Here is a 22,837-nt window from a genome sequence, read left to right on the forward strand (position 1 = left end):
GGTGCCAGACCCGGTTGATATAGAGATAGAGTTCTGATTGCTTTGTTGGGGGATGAGGCAATCGGCGGGGGTCAATGGGAGAAATGGATAATAAAGGCGGTCGGTAGTTTTGAATAAGAAGAGGGAAGTTCATGCTTCGGTTAAGGATGAGCGTTTGGTGGAAAAGCGGCGTGATCAGATGATTCGCGGGGCCGTCTCTCTGTTTAAACAAAAGGGGTTTCATCGCACCACGACCAGAGAGATCGCAAAGGCCGCCGGATTCAGTATCGGAACGCTGTATGAATATATACGAACAAAGGAAGATGTATTGTATTTAGTGTGTGACAGCATTTATGAGCAGGTTCGATTGGAGCTTGAGGAGCTGGACGTGGGCAAAGGGACGATTGAGAGCCTGAGGCTCGGCATCGCCCATTATTTCAAGGTGATGGACCGGATGCAGGATGAGGTGCTTGTCATGTATCAGGAAGCGAAGTCCCTGTCAAAGGATGCTTTACCCTATGTCCTTCGCAAGGAACTTGAAATGGTCGGGATGGTGGAAGACCTGATCAAGGGCTGCGTGGATAGCGGAAAGCTTGAGCTTGATGAAAATCAGTGCCATATGCTGGCTCAGAATGTATTCGTCCAGGGACAGATGTGGGGATTCCGTCGCTGGGCCATGCAGAAACGATTCACACTCGAGGAATATATCGATCTTCAAATCGAGCTGCTTTTTGCAGGAATCATCGGATTTGAAAAACAAGGGAGAACAGGGGGAGTAATATGAGCACGGTTGAGATTTATAAACCAAAGCACCATGTACGTTTTGTCACGGCATCGAGCCTGTTTGACGGACATGATGCGTCGATCAACATAATGCGTCGGATTATCCAGGCAAGTGGAGCGGAAGTGATCCACTTGGGACATAACCGTTCTGTAGAAGAAGTCGTCAATGCTGCTATTCAAGAAGATGTTCAGGGGATTGCGATTTCATCCTACCAGGGTGGACACGTGGAATACTTTAAATATATGTACGACCTGTTAAACGAAAGAGGGGCATCCCACATCCGCATTTATGGCGGAGGCGGCGGGGTCATCATCCCTCGTGAAATCAAGGAACTCCATGAATACGGAATTGCCCGCATTTTCTCACCGGAAGACGGGCGTACGCAAGGTCTTCAAGGGATGATCAATAAAATGATCGAGGAGTGTGACTTCCCGACCATCAAAGGAAGCGTCAATCAAGAGGTTGAAAAGCTTTCGAATGGGAATGTGAATACGGTGTCGAAGCTGATCTCACTTGCCGAGTATCAAGTCGGGGCAAATGAAGAAGTGGCGGCGACAGCCCAGACCGTATTCTCTGAAATCAAGAGCTTGGCGAAAAAAGCGCCTGTCCTGGGGATTACCGGAACGGGTGGAGCAGGGAAGAGTTCCCTGACCGATGAGCTGATCCGTCGTTTTATCAATGAACTTCCAGAAAAGAAAATCGCGATTTTATCCATCGATCCTACGAAACAAAAAACGGGAGGAGCGCTTCTTGGGGACCGAATCCGCATGAATGCGATCTTCAATCCCCGTGTGTATATGAGAAGTCTTGCCACACGTGGATCGAAGACGGAACTTTCACTGGCCATCAAGGATGCAATCAACGTGGTAAAAGCGGCTGGATATGATCTGATCGTCGTGGAAACGAGCGGGATCGGGCAGGGGGATGCGGAAATCGCTGAGATCTGTGATATGTCCATGTACGTCATGACCAGTGAGTTCGGCGCACCGTCCCAGCTTGAGAAAATCGATATGATCGATTATGCCGACCTGATCGTCATCAATAAATTCGAGCGCAAAGGCTCGGAGGATGCAAGACGCCAGGTGCAAAAGCAGTACCAGCGCAGTCATATGCTGTTTGATAAAGACCTGGATGAGATGCCTGTGTACGGAACGATCGCCAGTCAGTTCAACGATCCGGGTACGAATGCCCTGTTTGCGGCGATTATCGAAACGGTGAATAAAAAGATGGAGCTCGAGTGGAAAACAAGTTTCTCCAAGGACGTCGATGTTGAAAAGCAGAACGTCATCATTCCTAACAACCGCCGTTACTACCTTCGTGAGATTGCCGATACCGTCCGCAATTATCATAAAAAAGCCGAAGAACAGGTAAGCCTTGCCCGCCGATTATTCCAACTAGAAGGAGCCATCGAAGCGGTCAACGAGAAAGAGACAGATGACAGGGTCATCACCTCCCTTCAAACGCTGAAAGAAGAAGTCGAAAATAAACTGACAGCTGAGTCGAAACAGATTTTACAAAAATGGGATTCTCTAAAAGAAACCTACAGCAAGGATCAATTCGTCACGAAGATCCGTGATAAAGAGATTGTCACGGAATTAAAGACAAAGAGCTTATCCGGACTCGATATCCCGAAAGTGTCCCTTCCGAAATACAAAGACTACGGTCAGATTCTGGATTGGGTATACAAAGAGAATGTGCCGGGCTCATTCCCGTACACAGCAGGGGTGTTTCCGTTTAAACGAAAAGGGGAAGATCCTAAGCGTCAGTTTGCCGGTGAGGGAACGCCTGAACGGACGAACCGCCGTTTCCACTATCTATCCAAAGATGATGATGCGAAACGCCTGAGTACGGCCTTTGACTCAGTAACATTATACGGTGAAGATCCGGATCACCGTCCGGACATTTACGGAAAAGTCGGAGAGAGCGGCGTGAGCATCTGTACGCTTGAGGATATGAAGAAGCTGTATGCCGGCTTCGATCTGTGTGCGCCGTCTACGTCGGTTTCCATGACCATCAACGGTCCGGCACCGATCATCCTTGCCATGTATATGAACACGGCCATCGATCAGCAGATCCGCATGAAGGAAGAAGAGCTTGGCCGCGTCCTTACAGTCGAAGAATATGTGGAAGTGAAGGAACAGACGCTTCAAGTCGTCCGCGGAACGGTTCAGGCAGATATATTAAAAGAAGATCAGGGACAAAACACGTGCATCTTCTCAACGGAATTTGCCCTGCGCATGATGGGAGACATCCAGCAGTACTTCATCGATCACAGAGTACGAAACTATTACTCTGTATCGATTTCAGGCTACCATATCGCCGAAGCGGGAGCGAACCCGATTTCCCAGCTTGCCTTTACGCTGGCGAACGGATTCACATATGTGGAATACTATTTAAGCCGCGGGATGGATATCAACGCCTTTGCACCAAACTTATCATTCTTCTTCTCGAACGGTCTTGATCCCGAATATACGGTGATCGGACGTGTGGCACGACGAATTTGGTCAACGGTTATGAGAGATAAATACGGTGCCAACGAACGCAGTCAGAAGCTGAAGTACCATATTCAAACTTCCGGTCGTTCACTCCATGCACAGGAGATTGATTTCAACGACATCCGTACAACGCTTCAAGCATTGATGGCCCTGCAGGATAACTGTAACTCCCTGCATACAAACGCTTATGATGAAGCCATCACGACACCGACAGAGGAATCCGTCCGCCGTGCCATGGCGATCCAGATGATCATCACAAAAGAACACGGATTATCCAAAAATGAAAATCCGCTTCAAGGTTCATTCATTGCAGAAGAGCTGACAGATCTTGTGGAGGAAATGGTCCTCACAGAATTCGATCGCTTAAACGACCGCGGAGGCGTACTCGGATCCATGGAAACCCAGTATCAACGCGGGAAGATCCAAGAAGAATCCATGTACTACGAAATGAAAAAACATTCCGGCGAACTTCCGATCGTCGGAGTGAACACGTACCTGAATCCAAATCCACCTTCAGAAGAAGACATGGACAGCATGGAACTGGCACGTGCAACCAAAGAAGAAAAAGAAACACAAATTCATAATCTCCGAGACTTCCAATCTCAGCACAAAGATAAAACCGAAGAAGCCTTGACCCGCTTAAAGCAGGCAGCCGTCGGCGGAGGAAACATCTTCGAAGAACTCATGGAAACCGTAAAAGTCGCAAGCCTAGGACAAATTACACGCGCCCTCTACGAAGTAGGCGGACAATATCGACGAAATATGTAACAAAATGATTGAGATTGAGACTACTGTGGGGGTGCAGTGGTCTCTTTTTTCACAGTGAACATTCTATAAAGGGACGATCAGGCATAGTCTAAACGATGGGGCAAATTCTCTTTTACTAGTAGCTAATTGTTGATTAATATACTAAGTTGATTGGAGCGGAAGGTGCTCAACTCACGCCCCGCGGAAAGCGAGCATCCTGGAGCGGAAATCAACAGCGCCTATCTAAAGAATAAATTCACCTGACAAGTTTAAAAACCCGCCAAACCGTCTATCCTTTAAACGGACTCAACCAATTTTTAACATGAACTTAATAGTTATAGGGTAAGATTTCCTATATAATAAAATTGTCAGAATAGTGAACGGGAAAGACGATACATACGTTTGGAAGTGAGACTGTGAAGGCCATTTTACGGTACATATTATTGATCCTCACCCTGTACGCCACCATCTTTTTATACCAGATTCAACTGGGGGCCATCCCTTTTTTCCTGCTGTCTTTCTATTTATTCTACGAAGCGTTCCGGACGATCAGGGGCGGTCGGAGAGAAGAAAAATGGGGGAATGGCAGACCTTCTTGAAACCAGGTGTGAAAAAAATGTGGGAAAAACCAGATATGTATAGCATAAAGTGTTTTATATTGTTTATAATGATGAATATGGTTAAAATTGATAATGGAGAATTTTTGCCCTTTTTTACTCTACTTAGTAGAGTGTGAAATAGAGAAAGGAAGTGCGTAAAGTGAGTCTTAAGCAGTTATCCAAAGAAGAATTGCGTCAAACATCATTCATTGAAATGGCACATGAAATTTTAGTAGAGAAAAAGCAAGCGATGGCATTTGAAGAGATCGTGAAGGAAATCAAAGGTTTGCTTGAAATCTCTGATAAAGAGGTAAAGAGCCGTTTACTTCAATTCTACACCGACTTGAATATTGACGGACGATACCTTGCCATGGGTGATAACCGTTGGGGATTAAGAGAATGGTATCCGGTCGATCAAATCGAAGAAGAAACCGTTCCTACGATGAAATCCAGCAAAAAGAAAAAAGCGAAGAAGAAAGACGAAGATCTGGATCTGGATGATTTCGATGATCTGGACGATGAAGATCTCGATTACGATGATCTTGATGATACAGATGATGACGATGATCTGACAGAGGACGATGACGATATCGATGTAGACGATGCAGACGAAGATCTGGACATCGATGAAGATGAAGAAGAACTTGAAATCGATGAATTCGACGAGGTTGATGACGAAGAAGAAGAAGACGAGGAAGATGAAGTGGAAGAAGAGGAAAAGAAGTAATCCCGCCTAATCCTCAATCCCCAGCCGGGTTCATTGCCTGCTGGGGGCTTTTTTTCGCCGTGGAAATGATTGAAAATTCGGTCCTCATTCTATGCTTGACTTCTCCTCTCCAGGAAGGTAGTATTTTATTTGGGCTCCCTAAAAAGGGACAGATAACGTATATCACGCTCCCCTTACATGATTGTAAGAGGGGCGTTTTTTGTTTTTATAAGAAGAACAAGCTTTTATGTGCGGGCGAATCTATCTTTTAAAGACCCCTTACATTTTTACGCATTTTGATAATAAGAGGCTGTCTTTTAGCTGGTTTATGCAGATGGATTTATTTTAGGAGAATGGGCTTGTCCTTCTTTGAACAAGATAAATTCATGACATAACTACATAAGGGACACCCTCTACTTTTTTTGAAACAAACTTTTATTTTGAAGGGGGACATATACATGACTAAGTATATTTTCGTAACAGGCGGCGTAGTGTCGTCACTAGGGAAAGGGATCACAGCAGCGTCCCTTGGAAGACTATTGAAAAATCGTGGAGTGAGCGTCACGATCCAGAAGTTCGATCCATACATCAACGTGGATCCGGGGACCATGAGCCCTTATCAGCACGGTGAAGTATTCGTAACCGATGACGGTGCGGAAACGGATCTTGACTTAGGTCACTATGAGCGTTTCGTTGACATCAATCTGACGAAATACAGCTCTGTCACAACAGGTAAAATCTACTCAACTGTACTGAAAAAAGAGCGCCGCGGCGATTATCTTGGTGGAACCGTACAGGTCATCCCGCACATCACGAACGAAATCAAAGAACGCGTATACCGTGCAGGCCGCGAAACGAATTCCGATGTCGTCATCACGGAAATCGGTGGAACGGTAGGGGATATCGAATCTCTTCCATTCCTTGAAGCGATCCGCCAAATCAAGAGTGATGTGGGCCGTGACAATGTGATGTATATCCACTGTACCCTCATTCCTTACATCAAGGCAGCGGGTGAAATGAAGACAAAACCAACACAGCACAGCGTAAAAGAGCTTCGCAGCCTTGGGATCCAGCCAAATGTCATCGTCGTCCGTACCGAAATGCCGATGACCCAGGACATGAAAGATAAAATTGCGTTGTTCTGTGATATCGATAAAAATGCGGTCATCGAAGCGATGGATGCAGATACTCTTTACTCTGTACCACTTGCCCTCCAGGACCAAAAGCTGGATGAAATCACATGCCAGCACTTGAAACTGGATTGCCATGAAGCAGACATGACTGAGTGGAACGAACTGGTTGACCGAGTGAAGAATCTTTCCCGCAAAACAACGATTGCCCTTGTAGGAAAATATGTTGAATTGCAGGATGCCTATATTTCTGTCGTGGAAGCCCTTCGTCATGCAGGGTACCAGTTCGACAGCGATATTGAAGTGAGATGGTTGAACTCTGAGCTTGTCGACAACGGAAACGTAGCAGAAAAATTGGCAGACGTAGATGGAATCCTGGTACCGGGTGGATTCGGTGACCGCGGTGTGGAAGGAAAGATTTCCGCCACTCAATATGCCCGTGAAAACAAGATTCCTTTCCTTGGAATCTGCCTTGGAATGCAGCTTGCATCCGTAGAATATGCGCGCAATGTCCTTGGACTTGAAGGAGCACACTCTGCTGAGCTGAATCCTGAAACGCCATATCCTGTCATCGATCTTTTACCGGAACAAAAAGACATCGAAGACCTTGGTGGAACACTTCGTCTGGGACTATATCCTTGTAAGCTGACAAAAGGTTCAAAAGCCTACACGGCCTACGATGGGGAAGTGGTATACGAGCGTCACCGCCACCGCTTCGAATTCAATAATCACTACCGTGAGCAAATGGAAAAAGCCGGCTTCATCTTCTCAGGTACAAGCCCTGATGGCCGCCTCGTGGAAATCATCGAGCTGAGCGACCACCCATGGTTCGTCGCATCTCAATTCCACCCAGAGTTCACATCACGCCCGACACGCCCGCAGCCTCTATTCAGAGACTTCGTGGAAGCGTCACTGGCGTATGGTGGGAAATAAGATATCGTTGGAAGAGCTCTCCCTGTGTGGGAGGGCTTTTTTGTGTGAGGTGGAGAGATCTGGAGGGGGATGGAGAGCGTGGATTGGGTTTGGCGACCCAATTGATCTTTCTGTCTTCTATAAAACATTTGGAGAGTTTCTTATATAAGTACTTTAGATGACCGATCAAAAGAGAATAAGCGGAGATATTCCGGTTACATTCAATATATATCTTGTTCTGGGGGTGAATAAGCGGAGATATTCCGACTACGTACAGAAAAATCCACCATTCTTGTATTTATTGAGAAGATAGGCGGAATCCTTCCGTCTATTTCAGCTTTTTTTACTATTCATTCCGAATTAAGCGGAATTTTTCCGATTAGTTCTCAGCTCCTTTTGCTTAATCTCATCTCCCAACCGATAAATGAGGGCCAATCTTTATAAAAGGGCAATGGCATGTCATAAAAACTTTGAAAAATATATAAGTTGTTTACCCACTCATACGTCACCCGAAAAAAACCCCTCCTCAACCGAGAAAGGGCTCAAATCATCTACTCCTCAAACTCCTCCAGCATTTCACGAATCACAAACCCCACTGCAAAATAGAGGTAAAGAGCCGCCATGCTCGAAGGGAAGCTCACGCGTTCGCCAATTTCATCTCCCGGAAGCATCCCTTTAATCAGCTTGGTATCCAGGTGAATGTCCGCAAGATCCAATACGTTCTCTTCTCCTTCAACGACACCCGACACAGCTACGAATGGAACCCCTTCAGCAGAAAGCTTCTTACCCAGTGCCAAAGCTTCCGCATCTGTTGAATAGCGCGAAACGATCAGTACACGATCAGCTTCAGTCAGATCAACGGAAGCATCATATCGTTTAGCAGAAGGAAGAGGCTCGGCGCCATACAAAGCTTCTGCCGTTACAGCTTCCATTTCCCCGAATGCTTGAATATAAATATTTCCCTGTCCGATGGCAGCTTGTGCCAGCAGGCGTGCCCCGTCTTCAATCTCAAACTCCTGCTTATCGTAAATACGTTTAAACAGCCCCGTTAACTGTGTGGTGAACATTTTAATCATACAATTTGGTCTCCTTCTATATTCATCTTCGACATTTCTCATCATAACGCTTATTATAAAGGGGAAAAAGGTCTCAAGCAAAATCTTGAGATTAAGAAGGGTTTTTACAATAAAAAGAGAATAAGTAATAAATATACAATCATTTACTGAAGGAATACATAACGATCATAATGTGAAGGGGACTGGGACGTATGAATGAGAAGATTCTAATTGTAGACGATCAATTTGGTATACGGATACTATTGAATGAAGTATTGCAAAAGGAAGGGTACCAAACATTTCAGGCAGCGAACGGCATCCAGGCTCTTGAAATCGTAGATAATCACTCCCCTGATTTGGTTTTACTTGATATGAAAATTCCTGGAATGGATGGAATTGAAATCCTGAAGCGAATGAAGCAGAAAGATGCAGATATCCGTGTCATCATCATGACAGCATACGGAGAGCTTGATATGATTCAGGAGGCAAAAGACTTGGGAGCGCTTACCCATTTTGCGAAGCCTTTCGATATTGACGATATTAGAAAAGCCGTCAAGCAATATATTCCAGCGTGATTACGTTGTGTGAATAGTGAAAATAGTAGTACTTTTAACATTTCGCCTCTGCAGTTGGTAAAATCAATTTTGTTTTGGTATGATACAAGTGAAATTGTAAACAATGTCACAAGGTGCTATAAAATAGCACCGCCATTTCTAAAATAATGGTTTACTGACTGAATAAAAGGAGGATATAACCATGCCTTTAGTTTCAATGAAAGACATGCTTATTCAAGCAAAAGAAAAAAGCTATGCAGTAGGTCAATTCAATCTGAATAACCTTGAGTTCACTCAAGCGATCCTGCAAGCGGCAGAAGAAGAAAAATCACCTGTCATCCTTGGTGTATCTGAAGGTGCGGCACGTTACATGAGCGGCTTCAAAACAGTTGTGAAAATGGTTGAAGGTCTTATGGAAGACTTAAACATCACAGTACCTGTTGCGATCCACCTTGACCACGGTTCAAGCTATGACAAATGTAAAGAAGCCATCGATGCAGGTTTCACATCTGTTATGATCGATGCTTCTCACGGTCCTTTCGAAGAGAACATCGAAACTACTTCTAAAGTGGTTGAGTATGCTCACTCTAAAGGTGTTTCTGTTGAAGCTGAACTTGGAACAGTCGGTGGACAGGAAGATGACGTAGTGGCAGACGGCGTTATTTATGCAGATCCTAAAGAGTGTCAGGAAATGGTCGAGCGTACTGGCATCGACACACTTGCACCTGCACTTGGTTCCGTTCACGGTCCTTACAAAGGTGAACCAAACCTTGGATTCAAAGAAATGGAAGAAATCGGAGCAGCTACTGGAGTACCTCTAGTACTTCACGGCGGAACTGGAATCCCTACAAAAGATATCCAAAAAGCGATTTCTTACGGAACAGCTAAAATCAACGTAAACACTGAAAACCAAATTGCTTCTGCTAAAGCGGTACGTGAAGTACTTGCAGCAGACTCAGAAGTATATGATCCACGTAAATACATGGGGCCGGCTCGTGAAGCGATCAAAGCGACAGTTGCTGGTAAAATGCGCGAATTCGGTTCTTCTAACCAAGCGTAACAAAGGTAATGTTTGGAAAAGGGGCCTGATTCAGATTAGACCCTTTCCAATCGTGGTAGAAATAGAATGATGTAGTTGGATGGGACTGGCACCAGGAGAGGGTTGATACCTTTTTGGGTCAGTCCCTTCCGTTCATTAAAGATGATTGAAAATTTTGTCGAAAAGGGGTATTTGGATTATGAAATTTTTCATCGATACAGCAAACATGAGTGAAATCAAAGAAGCATTTGAATGGGGTATTCTATCAGGAGTGACAACGAATCCGTCCCTTGTCGCGAAAGAGAAGGACGTAACATTTGAAGATCGATTAAAAGAAATCACCGAACTTGTCCCTGGTTCTGTAAGCGCTGAAGTCATCGCGACAGATGCTGAAGGCATGATCAAAGAAGGCAGGGAACTCGCGAAAATCGCGCCAAATATCACTGTGAAGCTTCCAATGACACCGGACGGCCTGAAGGCGACATCTACTTTTGCTAAAGAAGGCATCAAGACGAATGTCACGCTGATTTTCAGTGCGAATCAGGCGCTGTTGGCGGCTCGTGCTGGAGCGACGTATGTTTCGCCTTTTTTAGGAAGATTAGATGATATTGGGCATGATGGTCTTGAGCTCGTATCCAAGATTGCTGAAATCTTCGCGATTCACGGCCTGGAAACAGAAATCATCGCGGCTTCGACCCGTCACCCGCAGCATATTACAGAAGCGGCACTAAGAGGGGCCCACATTGCAACCGTTCCTCTTAAAGTACTGAAGCAATTATTCCAGCATCCCCTCACGGATAAAGGAATCGACGCGTTCCTGAGTGATTGGAACAACCGCTGATCTTAGGACAATCGGTCTAAAAGAAAAAAATTCGATTATCCTATACATGTTTTGGCGAATTATGTATACACTAGTAGACAATACTTCTTAGAACGTCTTCAACTGGAAAAATAATCCTTTTTGTTCTTGGCGTTGTCAGGAACAGTGGAAGGGAGTTTAATATGGAAAAGCTAAAAATTGCAGGAGGTTATCCCCTTGAAGGAACCATTAAAGTCAGTGGTGCCAAAAATAGTGCGGTAGCCTTGATCCCGGCAACCATTCTTGCTGATTCTCCAGTCACAATCGAAGGGTTGCCAGACATCTCAGATGTAAGAACGCTGAAAGATCTTTTAGAAGAGATCGGCGGTTCAGTCACATTGGAAGATGGGGATATGAGTGTAGATCCAAGTCAAATGGTGTCCATGCCTTTACCCAGCGGGAAGGTGAAAAAGCTTCGTGCTTCCTATTATTTAATGGGTGCGATGCTCGGACGTTTCAAAAAAGCGGTCATCGGTCTGCCGGGTGGATGTCACCTCGGTCCACGTCCGATCGATCAGCATATCAAAGGCTTCGAGGCCCTGGGAGCAGAAGTCACCAATGAACAAGGTGCCATCTATCTGCGTGCCGACGAACTAAAGGGTGCACGCATCTATCTGGACGTCGTCAGCGTAGGAGCAACGATCAATATCATGCTCGCAGCTGTCCGTGCAAAAGGCAGGACGATCATCGAGAATGCGGCCAAAGAACCTGAAATCATCGATGTCGCCACATTACTGAGTAATATGGGTGCAAAAATCAAAGGGGCAGGTACTGATGTGATCCGGATTGATGGGGTGGACGAGCTACACGGCTGCCGTCATACGATCATTCCTGACCGTATCGAAGCAGGGACCTTCATGATCCTTGCCGCCGCAGTCGGAAAAGGGGTACTCGTCGACAACGTCATCCCATTACATATGGAATCGGTCATTGCCAAACTCCGTGAAATGGGCGTGCCGGTGGAAACGAACGACGACCAGATCTTCATCGGCCGGGCGGACAAGCTTAAATCCGTCGACGTGAAAACACTGGTGTATCCAGGATTCCCGACAGATCTACAACAACCGTTCACGACATTACTTAACCGGGCAGAAGGCTCTGCCGTCGTAACGGACACCATCTACTCAGCCCGCTTCAAGCATATTGACGAGCTGAGAAGAATGAACGCCACGATCAAAGTAGAAGGCCGCTCAGCCATCGTCAACGGCCCTGTCCAACTGCAAGGCGCCAAGGTGAAGGCAAGCGATCTCCGCGCCGGAGCCGCACTCGTCATCGCCGGCCTCATGGCAGAAGGCATCACAGAAGTAACCGGCCTTGAACACATAGACCGAGGCTACAGCGACCTCGTCGCCAAACTCGAAGGCCTGGGCGCCACCATCTGGCGTGAAAAAATGTCTGTCGAGGAAATGGAACAGATGAAGTCGTAGTTTCAGGAAACCTATTAAGAGATTTAAGTACACTTAATTATAATAGACATTAAATACACCAAGTTGATTGAAGCGGAAGGTGCTCGACTCCTGCGGGAAATGTGGGAGAGGTGAGACCCCACAGGGCGCAGCCCGGGGAGGCTCGCCGCCCACCCCGCGGAAAGCGAGCACCTGGAGCGGAAATCAACAGCTGCTCTCTAGTAGAGAACAGCTTTAGGCAACTATAGCCTCTATTACCATAATTTTTAACGCGTTTTCACCATTGTGTCCTACTTTTTTCGAAAAAAAGTCTCTCTAAACCTCTCAATGTGTTACAATAAATCTGTCAATATGTTATACAATTTAGGATTATTGTAAAACAAAAGGGAACACGGGAGGCTATATACATGGAAAGAAGTTTATCAATGGAGCTTGTACGAGTAACAGAGGGGGCTGCCCTGGCATCTGCCCGCTGGATGGGTCGCGGGAAGAAGGATGAGGCGGATGATGCTGCTACTTCTGCCATGCGCGATGTATTCGATACCGTACCGATGAAGGGGACGGTTGTCATCGGCGAAGGGGAAATGGACGAAGCTCCAATGCTTTATATTGGTGAAAAACTAGGGACAGGCTATGGTCCGCGTGTCGATGTAGCCGTCGATCCGCTGGAAGGAACGAACATCGTTGCTTCCGGAGGCTGGAATGCACTGGCGGTCCTCGCCGTGGCGGACCACGGGAACCTACTGAATGCACCGGATATGTATATGGATAAAATCGCAGTTGGACCGGAAGCGGTCGGGGAAATCGATATCAACGCTTCTGTCATCGATAATCTGAAAGCCGTTGCGAAAGCGAAGAACAAGGATATTGAAGATGTTGTAGCGACAGTCTTGAATCGTCCCCGTCATGAGCACATCATCCAACAGCTGAGAGAAGCCGGAGCACGCATCAAGCTGATCAATGATGGTGACGTGGCAGGCGCTATGAACACTGCATTCGATCACACCGGTGTTGATATCCTATTCGGATCAGGCGGTGCTCCTGAGGGAGTCCTTGCTGCCGTTGCCTTGAAATGCCTTGGAGGAGAAATTCAAGGAAAGCTTCTTCCGCAAAACGATGCGGAACTTCAGCGCTGTATCAGCATGGGGCTTGATGTGGACAAGATCCTTCGCATGGAAGACCTTGTCTGTGGAGACGATGCCATCTTTGCAGCAACAGGTGTAACAGACGGGGAACTGTTAAGAGGTGTCCAGCTCAAAGGGACATACGGCCTGACTCATTCAGTCGTTATGCGTGCGAAATCGGGTACCGTCCGATTCATCGACGGACGCCACAGCCTTCAGAAAAAGCCGAACCTGGTCATGAGATAATAGAGAAAAACAAACAGAGAGAGAAACCAACTCTTCTAAATGTAAGAGAAACGGATGGGCCCAAACGACTGCCCATCCCGACTCTTATCACTCACTTTTATTCTTCATAGGTGAAAAAATGCTGCCTATCTACCAAATCTACCTTCCTTTTTCTACCCGGTTATTGATTCTTGCTGAAAAGTATGGTTACAATAGATAAGGTTTTTATCTTCAGTATTTTTTCTTTATCGTTATGCTTCAACATATTTCTTCATTTTTAGAAAAATCTACCCTTTTTGACTCTTTTCTAAAAGAAAGACATTTTTAGTGAAAGAGAATATAATCCAAGTTGATTGGAGCGGAAGGTGCTCGACTCCTGCGGGGAAGGACGAAAAGCGGAGGCGGCTTGGTCAGGCCCGACAAGCATAAGGCGAATCAAACGGAAAGGCGCTCTTTGCCTTTTTGGTTGATTTGACTTATGACCTCGAGGGGCTAGCCGCCGTAGCTGGATCTTGAGACCCCGCAGGGCAACGCCCGAGGAGGCTCAACTCACGCCCCGCGGAAAGCGAGCACCTGGAGCGGAAATCAACAGCTACTCTCTAATGAAAATAACCTAAATTATTTTCTTCAGGTAGGACAAATTAATAAAGCGTGGTGTCATAATGGAAGAACTAACAATCTCCAGCTTAGAAAATATGAAGCTGAAAGAGCTTTACGAGCTGGCCAAACAATACAAAGTTTCTTATTATAGTAAATTAACAAAAAAAGAATTGATTTTCGCAATTCTTAAAGTACGTGCAGAACAAGAAGGCTTCTTCTTCATGGAAGGTGTCCTTGAGATCATCCAATCAGAGGGATTTGGTTTCTTACGTCCAATCAACTATTCTCCAAGTTCTGAGGATATTTATATTTCTGCTTCACAGATCCGCCGCTTTGATCTTCGAAACGGTGACAAAGTGTCCGGTAAAGTACGCCCACCGAAAGAAAACGAACGGTACTTCGGACTGCTTCATGTTGAAATGGTGAACGGGGAAGAACCTGATTCTGCAAAAGAACGTGTGCATTTCCCAGGATTGACTCCTTTATATCCTGACCGTCAAATGATGCTGGAGACAGAACCGAATAAGATTTCCACACGTATAATGGATCTGATCGCACCGGTCGGATTTGGACAGCGTGGTCTGGTCGTAGCACCGCCTAAGGCTGGTAAAACGATGCTGATCAAAGAAATCGCGAACTCGATCACGACGAATCACCCGGAAGCGGAATTGATCATTCTTCTAATCGATGAGCGTCCAGAGGAAGTAACGGACATCGAACGTTCAGTTGAAGCAGAAGTTGTCAGCTCAACCTTTGATGAAGTGCCGGAAAACCATATCAAGGTTGCGGAACTCGTTCTTGAACGTGCTATGCGTTTAGTGGAACACAAGCGTGACGTCATCATCCTGATGGATAGCATCACTCGTCTGGCACGTGCCTACAACCTGGTCATCCCTCCAAGTGGACGGACTCTTTCCGGTGGGATCGACCCTGCAGCATTCCACCGTCCGAAACGATTCTTCGGGGCTGCCCGTAACATTGAAGAGGGCGGAAGCTTGACGGTCCTTGCTACAGCACTCGTTGACACAGGATCCCGTATGGATGATGTCATTTATGAAGAGTTCAAAGGGACGGGTAACCTTGAACTTCATCTTGACCGTTCTCTTGCTGAACGCCGCATCTTCCCGGCCATCGACATTCGTCGTTCCGGAACGCGTCGTGAAGAGCTCCTCATCAAACCGGATCACCTTGAAAAGCTGTGGGCGATCAGAAAAGCCATGTCCGATCAGCCTGATTTCGCCGAGAAGCTCATGCGTAAGCTGAAGCAATCGAAAACGAATGAAGAATTTTTCAATGTGTTGACAGAAGAGTCCAAGAAGCGTTAATCTAGTAATCGAACGATTTTTCAAAAGACAAAGGGTGACTGGAATTTCCAGTTTTGCAGCTTGCAAAAAACTCTTGTCCTTGTTATAATAGTATCAATGTGTTCTTAAAAACTGGATGTGGTAAGGGGCTGGCTATTACTCTCATGCTTATGCTCATATCACATATATCTTCGTAATAAATTACTCTGTCTCAGATGATTCAGGGCGGAAGGAGATGAAAGAAATGAAATCAGGAATTCATCCTAAGTACAACACGATCAAAGTTAGCTGTGCTTGCGGTAACGAATTTGAAACTGGTTCTGTAGCGGAAGAAATGCGCGTTGAGGTATGTTCTGAATGCCATCCATTCTACACAGGCCGTCAGAAATTCGCTGATGCAGGTGGACGTGTTGACCGTTTCAACAAAAAATACGGTCTTAAAAACCAACAACAATAATGAAGAGTCAGAAGGACGCATCGAACGCCTTTGTGCATAGATGCTTCCCTTCTCTTCTATTAGAAAAACAGGCAAGGATCTTCATGCTTGCCTGTTTTTTATTACGTTTAAAGCAAATGGTGAGAGAAATAGAGGCAGTTCCAATTGAGCTGTGCCTCTTTTTTTCTGCCAAATTACTGAATTCAGAGCATGATTCCCGTACATAAAGGAATGCTTTATTATAAGTGATAGTCCATATTTACTAACAGCCAGGCTGTTTTTTTATAGAACAACGTGTAAGGAAGGAGAGGCGCTTTCGTGTATGTCATGAAACAAACGGGTTGGGTAGAAGTCATTTGCGGCAGCATGTTCTCAGGGAAGTCCGAGGAACTGATCCGCCGGGTACGACGCACTCAATTTGCTAAACAAGAAATTGCTGTGTATAAGCCAAAACTAGATAATCGCTATAGCGATGAATCGGTTGTATCTCATAATGGTACCTCTGTTATTGCCAAAGCAGTCGAAGAGTCCAGTGTGATCCTCGATGATCTGAATCCAGAGGTGGACGTCGTTGCCATTGATGAGGTTCAATTTTTTGACGAAGGCATTGTCGACGTCGTCCAAACATTAGCAAACAGCGGATACCGAGTCATCCTCGCAGGTCTTGACCAGGATTTCCGCGGAGAACCATTCGGGCCGATGCCGGATTTGATGTCCATTGCTGAGCAAGTGACGAAGCTTCAAGCCGTTTGTGCCGTCTGCGGCTCTCCGGCAAGCCGGACTCAGCGTCTGATCAACGGTGAACCGGCATGTTACGATGATCCCGTCATCCTAGTCGGGGCATCCGAAGCGTACGAGCCAAGATGCCGCCATCATCATGAAGTGCCGACGGGGATGAGCGTGACTCCGGATATGGTGAAGGAAGGATAGATTTTTTTGAACAAAGTCTCAGGTTTGGGGCTTTGTTTTTTGTATTTTAAGGAAAAATAATTCAAAACGGCTCATAGGCACTGGTTTGAAACATGATTTAGCTCCATTGAGATGGAACATTTAATCTAAAAAGGCGTCCGAGAACCATAATTGCGTCATTTTCGCCGGCGATTGCGTCATTTTACGATTTATTGCGTCGCTTTCACACTTCATTGCGTCATTTTTTCGCTATTTGCGTCTTTTTACAAAAATTCCCTCAATACTCTCCAGCACCCAGACCAGACCAATGCATAACCGCCACCCTGCTGGAAAACCTAACAGCAGGAGGTGTGAAGGCATGAAAAAATTAGTGCTAACTTTATCTTTTACCGTTTTCTTTCATTTGATTACAGCATGCGGTGTGAATCATGAGTCGGAATACGGCGTGCATAATGATAGCGGCGGTACCCGATTCATTGATAATCGCAAGGCAGAGATGGACAAGGGCCAGGATGAAAGCGTGCGGGATATGACGGATCAAAACCCCAACTTCCCTAACCTGACGAATTCACCTGGTACGACTTCCACGACGACAGGGGTCTATGAAGACAAAGCCCGAGAAGTGGTAAGACAGAATACGAAATTCCAGCCGGATGAGGTGTGGATCAATGGGAATCAAATGTGGGTGACCGCTCATACGAAGGAAGAAATGAATATGGCCGAGACGGATAAAGAGGAAGCCATGCTGAAAGATAAGTTGCAAAGAGCGATTCCCCGATACGATATCAATGTTAAAATCACTGAAAGATAATGGAAGGGGCAGCTCGGCGGCTGCCCCTTTTTCACCTGAACTCCCCCTGTCTCCATTCCCGATCTTCCTTGTGTTTACATACACCATATAATATAATTGTACTGTTATGGATTAAAATTGAGGTGAATAGCTGTGTTCGATCGTTTACAAGCAGTGGAAGATCGCTATGATAAGTTAAACGAACTATTGAGTGATCCAGAAATTGTGAATGACCCAAAGAAGCTAAGAGATTATTCAAAAGAACAATCAGACATCCAAGCAACGGTAGAAGCATATCGAGAATATAAAGAACTAACCGGGCAGTTTAAAGACGCAAAGGCGATGCTGGATGATAAGCTTGATGCTGAAATGCGTGAAATGGTAAAAGAAGAAGTGTCCGAGCTTGAAGAGCAAATCGAAGCGTTGGAAGCCCGTCTGAAAATATTATTGATCCCGAAAGACCCGAATGATGATAAGAACGTCATCATGGAGGTTCGCGGTGCTGCAGGTGGAGATGAAGCCGCCCTGTTTGCCGGTGACTTATACCGCATGTACAGTCGTTTCGCTGAATCCCAAGGCTGGAAAATCGAAGTCATGGAAGCGAACTCAACTGGTGTGGGTGGATACAAAGAAATCATTTTCATGATTAACGGAAATGGTGCATTCTCTAAAATGAAATACGAAAACGGGGCGCATCGCGTGCAACGTGTGCCTGAAACAGAATCCGGCGGACGGATCCATACGTCGACGGCAACGGTAGCCTGCCTGCCGGAAGCAGAAGAAGTCGAAGTCGATATCCACGATAAAGATATCCGTGTCGATACCTTCGCATCCAGCGGCCCGGGAGGACAAAGTGTTAACACGACCATGTCTGCCGTGCGTCTGACGCATATCCCGACAGGCGTCGTCGTATCATGTCAGGATGAAAAGTCCCAAATCAAGAACAAAGAAAAAGCCATGAAAGTATTGCGTGCCCGCGTGTACGATAAATTCCAGCGCGAGGTTCAAGCGGAATACGATGCCAATCGTAAATCTGCCGTTGGTACAGGTGATCGGTCCGAGCGTATCCGTACGTACAATTTCCCACAAAACCGTGTCACGGATCACCGTATCGGCCTGACGATCCAGAAGCTTGACCAAATCCTTGAAGGAAAGATGGATGAAGTCATCGATGCATTGATCATCGAAGATCAATCCAAACTTCTTGAGAGATTGGAAGAATAGTCATGGTGACGGTATTTGAAGCCCTGAAATGGGCTTCTTCTTTTTTAATCGAAAATGGCCGCGATGAAAATGTGGGAGAAATCTATCTGCGGCATTTGTTGGGGATGTCACGATCGCAGCTTCTGGCGGAGCAGCGGAGGTCCGTCCCTCAAGAGAAATGGGACGTGTTCCAACGGGGGATTCGGGAGCATGCTGGAGGGGTGCCGATTCAGCGTATTATCGGGACCGAGGAGTTTTATGGCCGTGAGTTTGTGGTGAATGAGCATGTGCTGATTCCAAGGCCTGAGACGGAAGAGCTGATTTATTATGGGCTGGAGAAGATGAAGGTGTTATTTGAGCCGGGTGTCCGATTGCAGGCGGCTGATGTCGGAACGGGCAGCGGTGCGATTGCGATTACGTTGAAGCTCGAGTCGAAGCGGATTCCCCTTGAGATGATGGCCGTCGATATTTCGGGTGAAGCACTGGCGGTTGCGGGTGAGAATAGCTCGAAACTCGGCGCGGATGTCCGCTTTTTTGAGGGAGACTTGGTACAGCCCTTGATCGAAGAAAGTGTGAAGCTGGATATTCTTTTATCCAACCCTCCGTACATTCCTTTGACGGATCGTGAAACTCTATCGGATGTTGTCATTGATTATGAGCCGGAACTCGCATTATTTGGCGGGGAAGATGGATATGATCTTTATAAGCGATTCATGGAGGAACTGCCTCTTGTCATGAAAGAAAAATTCTTGGTTGGCTTTGAAGTCGGAGTCGGTCAGGGAGAGACGGTTGCGGATCTGCTGCGAGCGACCTTCCCGGATGCGGAAACAGAAGTCGTCCATGATATCAATGGGAAAGATCGTATGGTGTTTTGTGTGAGGAAATAAGTGTACGCCCTCGGTTTCAATGATCGGGGGTGTTTTTTGTGGGAAAGATTCTATTTTTGTAGGAGTATAGGATATTTTATGTTGGTTTTAATAGGGTTGTTTAATTGTATATATCTTTAAAAATTGATGCTCTTTAAGTTGATTGGAGCGGAAGGTGCTCAACTCACGCCCCGGGGAAAGCGAGCACCTGAAGCGCAAATCAACTACCACTCGCTTCTTCCCATCGTATTCAGAAACACAATATTTAAAAAAGCATTTAAAAACAAAAATGTTATTTTACTAGTTTAAGATTCCCCCATTTTGACCACACTGTTTACCAAGGGGGAGAGGACATGAAAACAAAACACACAGTACTATTGTATATCTTGATTCTATCATTAGGAACGATTCTAAGTTTATATATACCGAAACAGGAAATGGCGGCTCAGGAAACGATGGTGATCCCGGATGAAGCAATTCGACTGCGGATCCTGGCCAATAGTGATCTGGATGAGGATCAGAATGTGAAGAGACTTGTCCGTGATGAAGTAAACAAAGAGATTACGAAATGGGTATCGACGCTGACATCCAAGGACGACGCGAAAACAGTCATCAAAGAAGGATTACCACAGCTTCAGAAGATTGCGAAAGACGTCGTAGCAGCAGAAGGCATGAACCAATCGGTGAAAGTAGAGTTCGGCAAAGTGGATTTTCCTACCAAGCTTTATGGTCAGTACCTTTATCCGGCCGGTGAATACGAAGCGGTGTTGATCACATTGGGCAAAGGGGAAGGAGCGAACTGGTGGTGCGTATTGTATCCGCCCCTATGCTTCCTGGATTTCTCTACTGGAAATGCTGTAAGAAGCACAGGCTTTGAAACGAAAGCGGAAGCAAGCGGAAATGAAGTGACGGAAGTAGATCCTGAAGACGCAGCGCAGGTGAGTGACGATGAAAATGATGTCATTGCTTATAAACAAATCGAAGTAGAAGCAGTAGAAGCCGGTGTGGTGAATGAAGAGAAGCAGGCAGAAGCCCCGGCTAAAGAAGAACCGGTCTTCGTTGAAGACACGGATGAAGAAAAAGTAGAGGTTCGATTCTTCGTGGTAGATTTATTCAAAGAGTTATTCAATTAAGAAAGCTTCGTCCCTTGTGGATGAAGCTTTTTTCAATGGAAAATCTATCTCTCTATCATTTCTTGTTCTAATCTCCTTTCTCCCTCATACATTGATACTAGAGGATGATAGAAAAGGGAGGATGAAAGGATGTTAAAAGTGATTCGCCAGGCAACGAGTGAGGACATTCATGAAGTCGTGGCCTTCTTGATGAAAGCAGGGTTAAGTACGGAAGGCATTAAACATAGCATTGATTGTTTTTTAGTAGTGGAGGATGGGGATAACCGGTTGATTGGGACCCTGGGGATCGAGGTTCAGGGAAAAATCGGTTTGCTTCGATCTTTAGTTGTCACGTCTTCGTTTGAAAGTGAAGAGCTATTTGCCCTTTTTCAGGAAATTTTAAAACTCGCAAAAGAAAAAGATCTGAACCGCCTTTATTTAATTTCCAATCGAAAGGCGTCCCTTACCTTCTTTGACCTCCTCGGTTTTCAACAGGAAACGGATTCTGTTGTGGATGAACTCCAGAACTTTGTTCACGCCAAAAAGTTATCCACTGTGGATAATTGCATTACGATGAAGCTTGATTTATAGATATTTCCACAACATTTTTGTAAAGGAATTCAGGACTGGACCATTCTCCATAAAATGGTCCGTTTTTTTTGCGTTGAACATTCGACAGAATGCGAGATGAGGATAACTGTCTCTTTTTTCAGAATTATTCACACCATCCACAGGTTTATCCACAATTATCGACGGTTTATTCGCAGTTTGTGGATAATACTTGAGAATTGTGGGGGTTTCTTTTATACTTTCAAAAGTAAAGAAACTTGTGAAAACAGGTTTTTTACACATGAAAATGAACAGATGTACGTAGGATAAATAAAGGTGGATGACATACATGATGAAACATTGGATTGTGGAAAGTGATGTGGATAAAAACAAAAGTTATCCACAAATTGTGGATGCAGCGGAAATTCTTCAACAGAATGAGGTAGTGGCCTTCCCGACAGAGACCGTTTATGGCCTGGGGGCCAATGCCACATCGGACGGGGCAGTGGAGAAAATCTTCAAAGCGAAGGGTCGTCCGTCCGATAATCCACTGATTGTCCACATATCAAATAAAGAACAGTTGGAGGGACTGGTTGCGGAGGTTCCTGCGGATGCGGCGAAGCTCATCGATGCTTACTGGCCAGGCCCTTTGACCATCATTTTTAAAAAGAAGGAAGGGGTTTTTTCCGGGAAGGTGACGGCAGGACTCGACTCCGTGGGGATCCGGATGCCGGACCATCCCGTTGCCCTGTCGATCATTGAGGCAGCCGGGCTCCCGATTGCGGCTCCGAGTGCGAATCGTTCGGGTAAACCAAGTCCGACAACGGCTCAGCATGTGATCGATGATCTTGAAGGCCGGATTGCAGGTGTGGTCGATGGTGGCGAGACGGGTGTCGGAGTGGAGTCGACGGTAGTGGATTGCACAGGAAGCGTGCCTGTCATCCTGCGACCAGGCGGTGTCACGAAAGAACAGCTGGAAGAAGTGGTCGGGAAAGTGGAAGTGGATCCTTCCTTAAAAGAAGGCAAGGGGGCACCAAAATCCCCGGGGATGAAATACACCCATTACGCCCCCGACGCCCCTGTCTACTTAGTGGATGGAACGAGGGAAGACGTACAGCGTTTCGTTGATGAGAAAAAGGAAGAAGGTAAGAAAGTCGGCATCCTGACGACAGAGGAATATGTGGGTGTCTATCAAGCGGATCTCATCCTTTCCGCCGGACGAAGGGATAATCTGAACACCGTGGCACAGCATCTTTACGATACGCTGCGTGCTTTTAATAGAAGTGATGTGGATATTATTTTTGCCGAGATGTTCCCGGAAGAAGGAGTCGGGCTTGCCATCATGAACCGGCTGCAGAAGGCGGCCGGTTACCGGGTTATAAAAAGGTAAATGTTGTTCCCCTATGGTCTCTCATGGGGGCTTTTATTTTCTATTCTAATTCCCTTTGGACGCG

Annotated in this window: 20 protein-coding genes; 19 read left to right on the forward strand and 1 reads right to left on the reverse strand. The window is 46.0% G+C overall.

What is annotated here, in order from left to right:
• Nucleotides 1–109 precede the first annotated feature (109 nt).
• From JI667_RS20320 to JI667_RS20340, 5 genes are all read left to right on the forward strand, one after another.
• Nucleotides 110–763: a TetR/AcrR family transcriptional regulator gene (locus JI667_RS20320; protein ID WP_244668410.1), complete on the forward strand. Its 654-nt coding sequence runs from the start codon at nucleotides 110–112 to the stop codon at nucleotides 761–763.
• Nucleotides 760–4,026, forward strand: coding sequence for a fused isobutyryl-CoA mutase/GTPase IcmF (icmF, locus tag JI667_RS20325; RefSeq protein WP_206858186.1), 3,267 nt, complete (start codon nucleotides 760–762; stop codon nucleotides 4,024–4,026). Before JI667_RS20320 ends, icmF begins: the two co-directional genes overlap by 4 nt.
• Before the next feature lie 395 nt (nucleotides 4,027–4,421).
• Nucleotides 4,422–4,604 carry a hypothetical protein gene (locus tag JI667_RS20330; RefSeq protein ID WP_206858187.1) on the forward strand — a complete coding sequence of 61 codons (183 nt, stop codon included), beginning with the start codon at nucleotides 4,422–4,424 and terminating at the stop codon, nucleotides 4,602–4,604.
• A gap of 160 nt (nucleotides 4,605–4,764) precedes the next feature.
• Nucleotides 4,765–5,331: a DNA-directed RNA polymerase subunit delta gene (gene rpoE, locus JI667_RS20335; protein ID WP_206858189.1), complete on the forward strand. Its 567-nt coding sequence runs from the start codon at nucleotides 4,765–4,767 to the stop codon at nucleotides 5,329–5,331.
• A gap of 437 nt (nucleotides 5,332–5,768) precedes the next feature.
• A complete protein-coding gene (locus tag JI667_RS20340; RefSeq protein ID WP_206858191.1) occupies nucleotides 5,769–7,373 on the forward strand; it encodes a CTP synthase in 1,605 nt (534 codons plus the stop codon).
• A 530-nt stretch (nucleotides 7,374–7,903) separates the two neighbouring features.
• Here the strand turns inward: JI667_RS20340 and JI667_RS20345 are convergent.
• Nucleotides 7,904–8,428 carry a DUF2529 domain-containing protein gene (locus tag JI667_RS20345; RefSeq protein WP_206858192.1) on the reverse strand — a complete coding sequence of 175 codons (525 nt, stop codon included), beginning with the start codon at nucleotides 8,426–8,428 and terminating at the stop codon, nucleotides 7,904–7,906.
• 191 nt (nucleotides 8,429–8,619) lie between these two features.
• On the opposite strand from JI667_RS20345, the gene JI667_RS20350 reads away from it, so the two are divergent.
• From JI667_RS20350 to JI667_RS20415, 14 genes are all read left to right on the forward strand, one after another.
• Complete coding sequence (locus JI667_RS20350) at nucleotides 8,620–8,982, forward strand: response regulator (protein WP_206858194.1); 363 nt, start codon at nucleotides 8,620–8,622, stop codon at nucleotides 8,980–8,982.
• A 181-nt stretch (nucleotides 8,983–9,163) separates the two neighbouring features.
• On the forward strand, nucleotides 9,164–10,021 hold the full coding sequence (fdaB, locus tag JI667_RS20355) for a class IIb fructose-bisphosphate aldolase FdaB (RefSeq protein WP_206858196.1): 858 nt from the start codon (nucleotides 9,164–9,166) through the stop codon (nucleotides 10,019–10,021).
• 178 nt (nucleotides 10,022–10,199) lie between these two features.
• A complete protein-coding gene (gene fsa / locus JI667_RS20360) occupies nucleotides 10,200–10,841 on the forward strand; it encodes a fructose-6-phosphate aldolase (RefSeq protein ID WP_206858197.1) in 642 nt (213 codons plus the stop codon).
• Between the two features lie 161 nt (nucleotides 10,842–11,002).
• The gene (locus JI667_RS20365) at nucleotides 11,003–12,286 is read left to right on the forward strand and encodes a UDP-N-acetylglucosamine 1-carboxyvinyltransferase (RefSeq protein WP_206858198.1); all 1,284 of its coding nucleotides are present in this window, start codon (nucleotides 11,003–11,005) and stop codon (nucleotides 12,284–12,286) included.
• 386 nt (nucleotides 12,287–12,672) lie between these two features.
• Nucleotides 12,673–13,635 (forward strand): class II fructose-bisphosphatase, encoded by a 963-nt coding sequence (gene glpX / locus JI667_RS20370; protein ID WP_034765120.1) that lies wholly within the window; start codon nucleotides 12,673–12,675, stop codon nucleotides 13,633–13,635.
• A gap of 641 nt (nucleotides 13,636–14,276) precedes the next feature.
• Nucleotides 14,277–15,539, forward strand: coding sequence for a transcription termination factor Rho (gene rho / locus JI667_RS20375; protein WP_206858199.1), 1,263 nt, complete (start codon nucleotides 14,277–14,279; stop codon nucleotides 15,537–15,539).
• 223 nt (nucleotides 15,540–15,762) lie between these two features.
• A complete protein-coding gene (rpmE, locus tag JI667_RS20380; RefSeq protein ID WP_034765123.1) occupies nucleotides 15,763–15,975 on the forward strand; it encodes a 50S ribosomal protein L31 in 213 nt (70 codons plus the stop codon).
• A 297-nt stretch (nucleotides 15,976–16,272) separates the two neighbouring features.
• Nucleotides 16,273–16,884, forward strand: a complete 612-nt coding sequence (locus tag JI667_RS20385) for a thymidine kinase (protein ID WP_206858200.1) — start codon at nucleotides 16,273–16,275, stop codon at nucleotides 16,882–16,884.
• A 337-nt stretch (nucleotides 16,885–17,221) separates the two neighbouring features.
• Nucleotides 17,222–17,674 (forward strand): hypothetical protein, encoded by a 453-nt coding sequence (locus tag JI667_RS20390; RefSeq protein WP_206858201.1) that lies wholly within the window; start codon nucleotides 17,222–17,224, stop codon nucleotides 17,672–17,674.
• Between the two features lie 132 nt (nucleotides 17,675–17,806).
• A complete protein-coding gene (gene prfA, locus JI667_RS20395) occupies nucleotides 17,807–18,877 on the forward strand; it encodes a peptide chain release factor 1 (protein WP_206858202.1) in 1,071 nt (356 codons plus the stop codon).
• A gap of 2 nt (nucleotides 18,878–18,879) precedes the next feature.
• Nucleotides 18,880–19,743 (forward strand): peptide chain release factor N(5)-glutamine methyltransferase, encoded by an 864-nt coding sequence (gene prmC, locus JI667_RS20400; RefSeq protein WP_211201356.1) that lies wholly within the window; start codon nucleotides 18,880–18,882, stop codon nucleotides 19,741–19,743.
• A 332-nt stretch (nucleotides 19,744–20,075) separates the two neighbouring features.
• Nucleotides 20,076–20,855 carry a stage II sporulation protein R gene (spoIIR, locus tag JI667_RS20405; RefSeq protein ID WP_206858204.1) on the forward strand — a complete coding sequence of 260 codons (780 nt, stop codon included), beginning with the start codon at nucleotides 20,076–20,078 and terminating at the stop codon, nucleotides 20,853–20,855.
• A gap of 129 nt (nucleotides 20,856–20,984) precedes the next feature.
• On the forward strand, nucleotides 20,985–21,425 hold the full coding sequence (locus tag JI667_RS20410; protein WP_206858205.1) for a GNAT family N-acetyltransferase: 441 nt from the start codon (nucleotides 20,985–20,987) through the stop codon (nucleotides 21,423–21,425).
• 307 nt (nucleotides 21,426–21,732) lie between these two features.
• A complete protein-coding gene (locus JI667_RS20415) occupies nucleotides 21,733–22,773 on the forward strand; it encodes an L-threonylcarbamoyladenylate synthase (RefSeq protein ID WP_414635253.1) in 1,041 nt (346 codons plus the stop codon).
• Nucleotides 22,774–22,837 lie beyond the last annotated feature (64 nt).

Source organism: Bacillus sp. NTK074B (assembly GCF_017303375.1).
Lineage (GTDB): Bacteria > Bacillota > Bacilli > Bacillales > Bacillaceae_B > Rossellomorea.

Coding starts and splice junctions, on each gene's coding strand:
- JI667_RS20340 (WP_206858191.1), top strand. CDS start 5,769: ATGACTAAGTATATTTTCGTAACAGGCGGCGTAGTGTCGTCACTAGGG.
- JI667_RS20415 (WP_414635253.1), top strand. CDS start 21,733: ATGATGAAACATTGGATTGTGGAAAGTGATGTGGATAAAAACAAAAGT.
- prmC (WP_211201356.1), top strand. CDS start 18,880: ATGGTGACGGTATTTGAAGCCCTGAAATGGGCTTCTTCTTTTTTAATC.
- JI667_RS20365 (WP_206858198.1), top strand. CDS start 11,003: ATGGAAAAGCTAAAAATTGCAGGAGGTTATCCCCTTGAAGGAACCATT.
- JI667_RS20345 (WP_206858192.1), bottom strand. CDS start 8,428: ATGATTAAAATGTTCACCACACAGTTAACGGGGCTGTTTAAACGTATT.
- glpX (WP_034765120.1), top strand. CDS start 12,673: ATGGAAAGAAGTTTATCAATGGAGCTTGTACGAGTAACAGAGGGGGCT.
- spoIIR (WP_206858204.1), top strand. CDS start 20,076: ATGAAAACAAAACACACAGTACTATTGTATATCTTGATTCTATCATTA.
- fdaB (WP_206858196.1), top strand. CDS start 9,164: ATGCCTTTAGTTTCAATGAAAGACATGCTTATTCAAGCAAAAGAAAAA.
- JI667_RS20390 (WP_206858201.1), top strand. CDS start 17,222: ATGAAAAAATTAGTGCTAACTTTATCTTTTACCGTTTTCTTTCATTTG.
- JI667_RS20410 (WP_206858205.1), top strand. CDS start 20,985: ATGTTAAAAGTGATTCGCCAGGCAACGAGTGAGGACATTCATGAAGTC.
- rho (WP_206858199.1), top strand. CDS start 14,277: ATGGAAGAACTAACAATCTCCAGCTTAGAAAATATGAAGCTGAAAGAG.
- JI667_RS20350 (WP_206858194.1), top strand. CDS start 8,620: ATGAATGAGAAGATTCTAATTGTAGACGATCAATTTGGTATACGGATA.
- icmF (WP_206858186.1), top strand. CDS start 760: ATGAGCACGGTTGAGATTTATAAACCAAAGCACCATGTACGTTTTGTC.
- fsa (WP_206858197.1), top strand. CDS start 10,200: ATGAAATTTTTCATCGATACAGCAAACATGAGTGAAATCAAAGAAGCA.
- rpmE (WP_034765123.1), top strand. CDS start 15,763: ATGAAATCAGGAATTCATCCTAAGTACAACACGATCAAAGTTAGCTGT.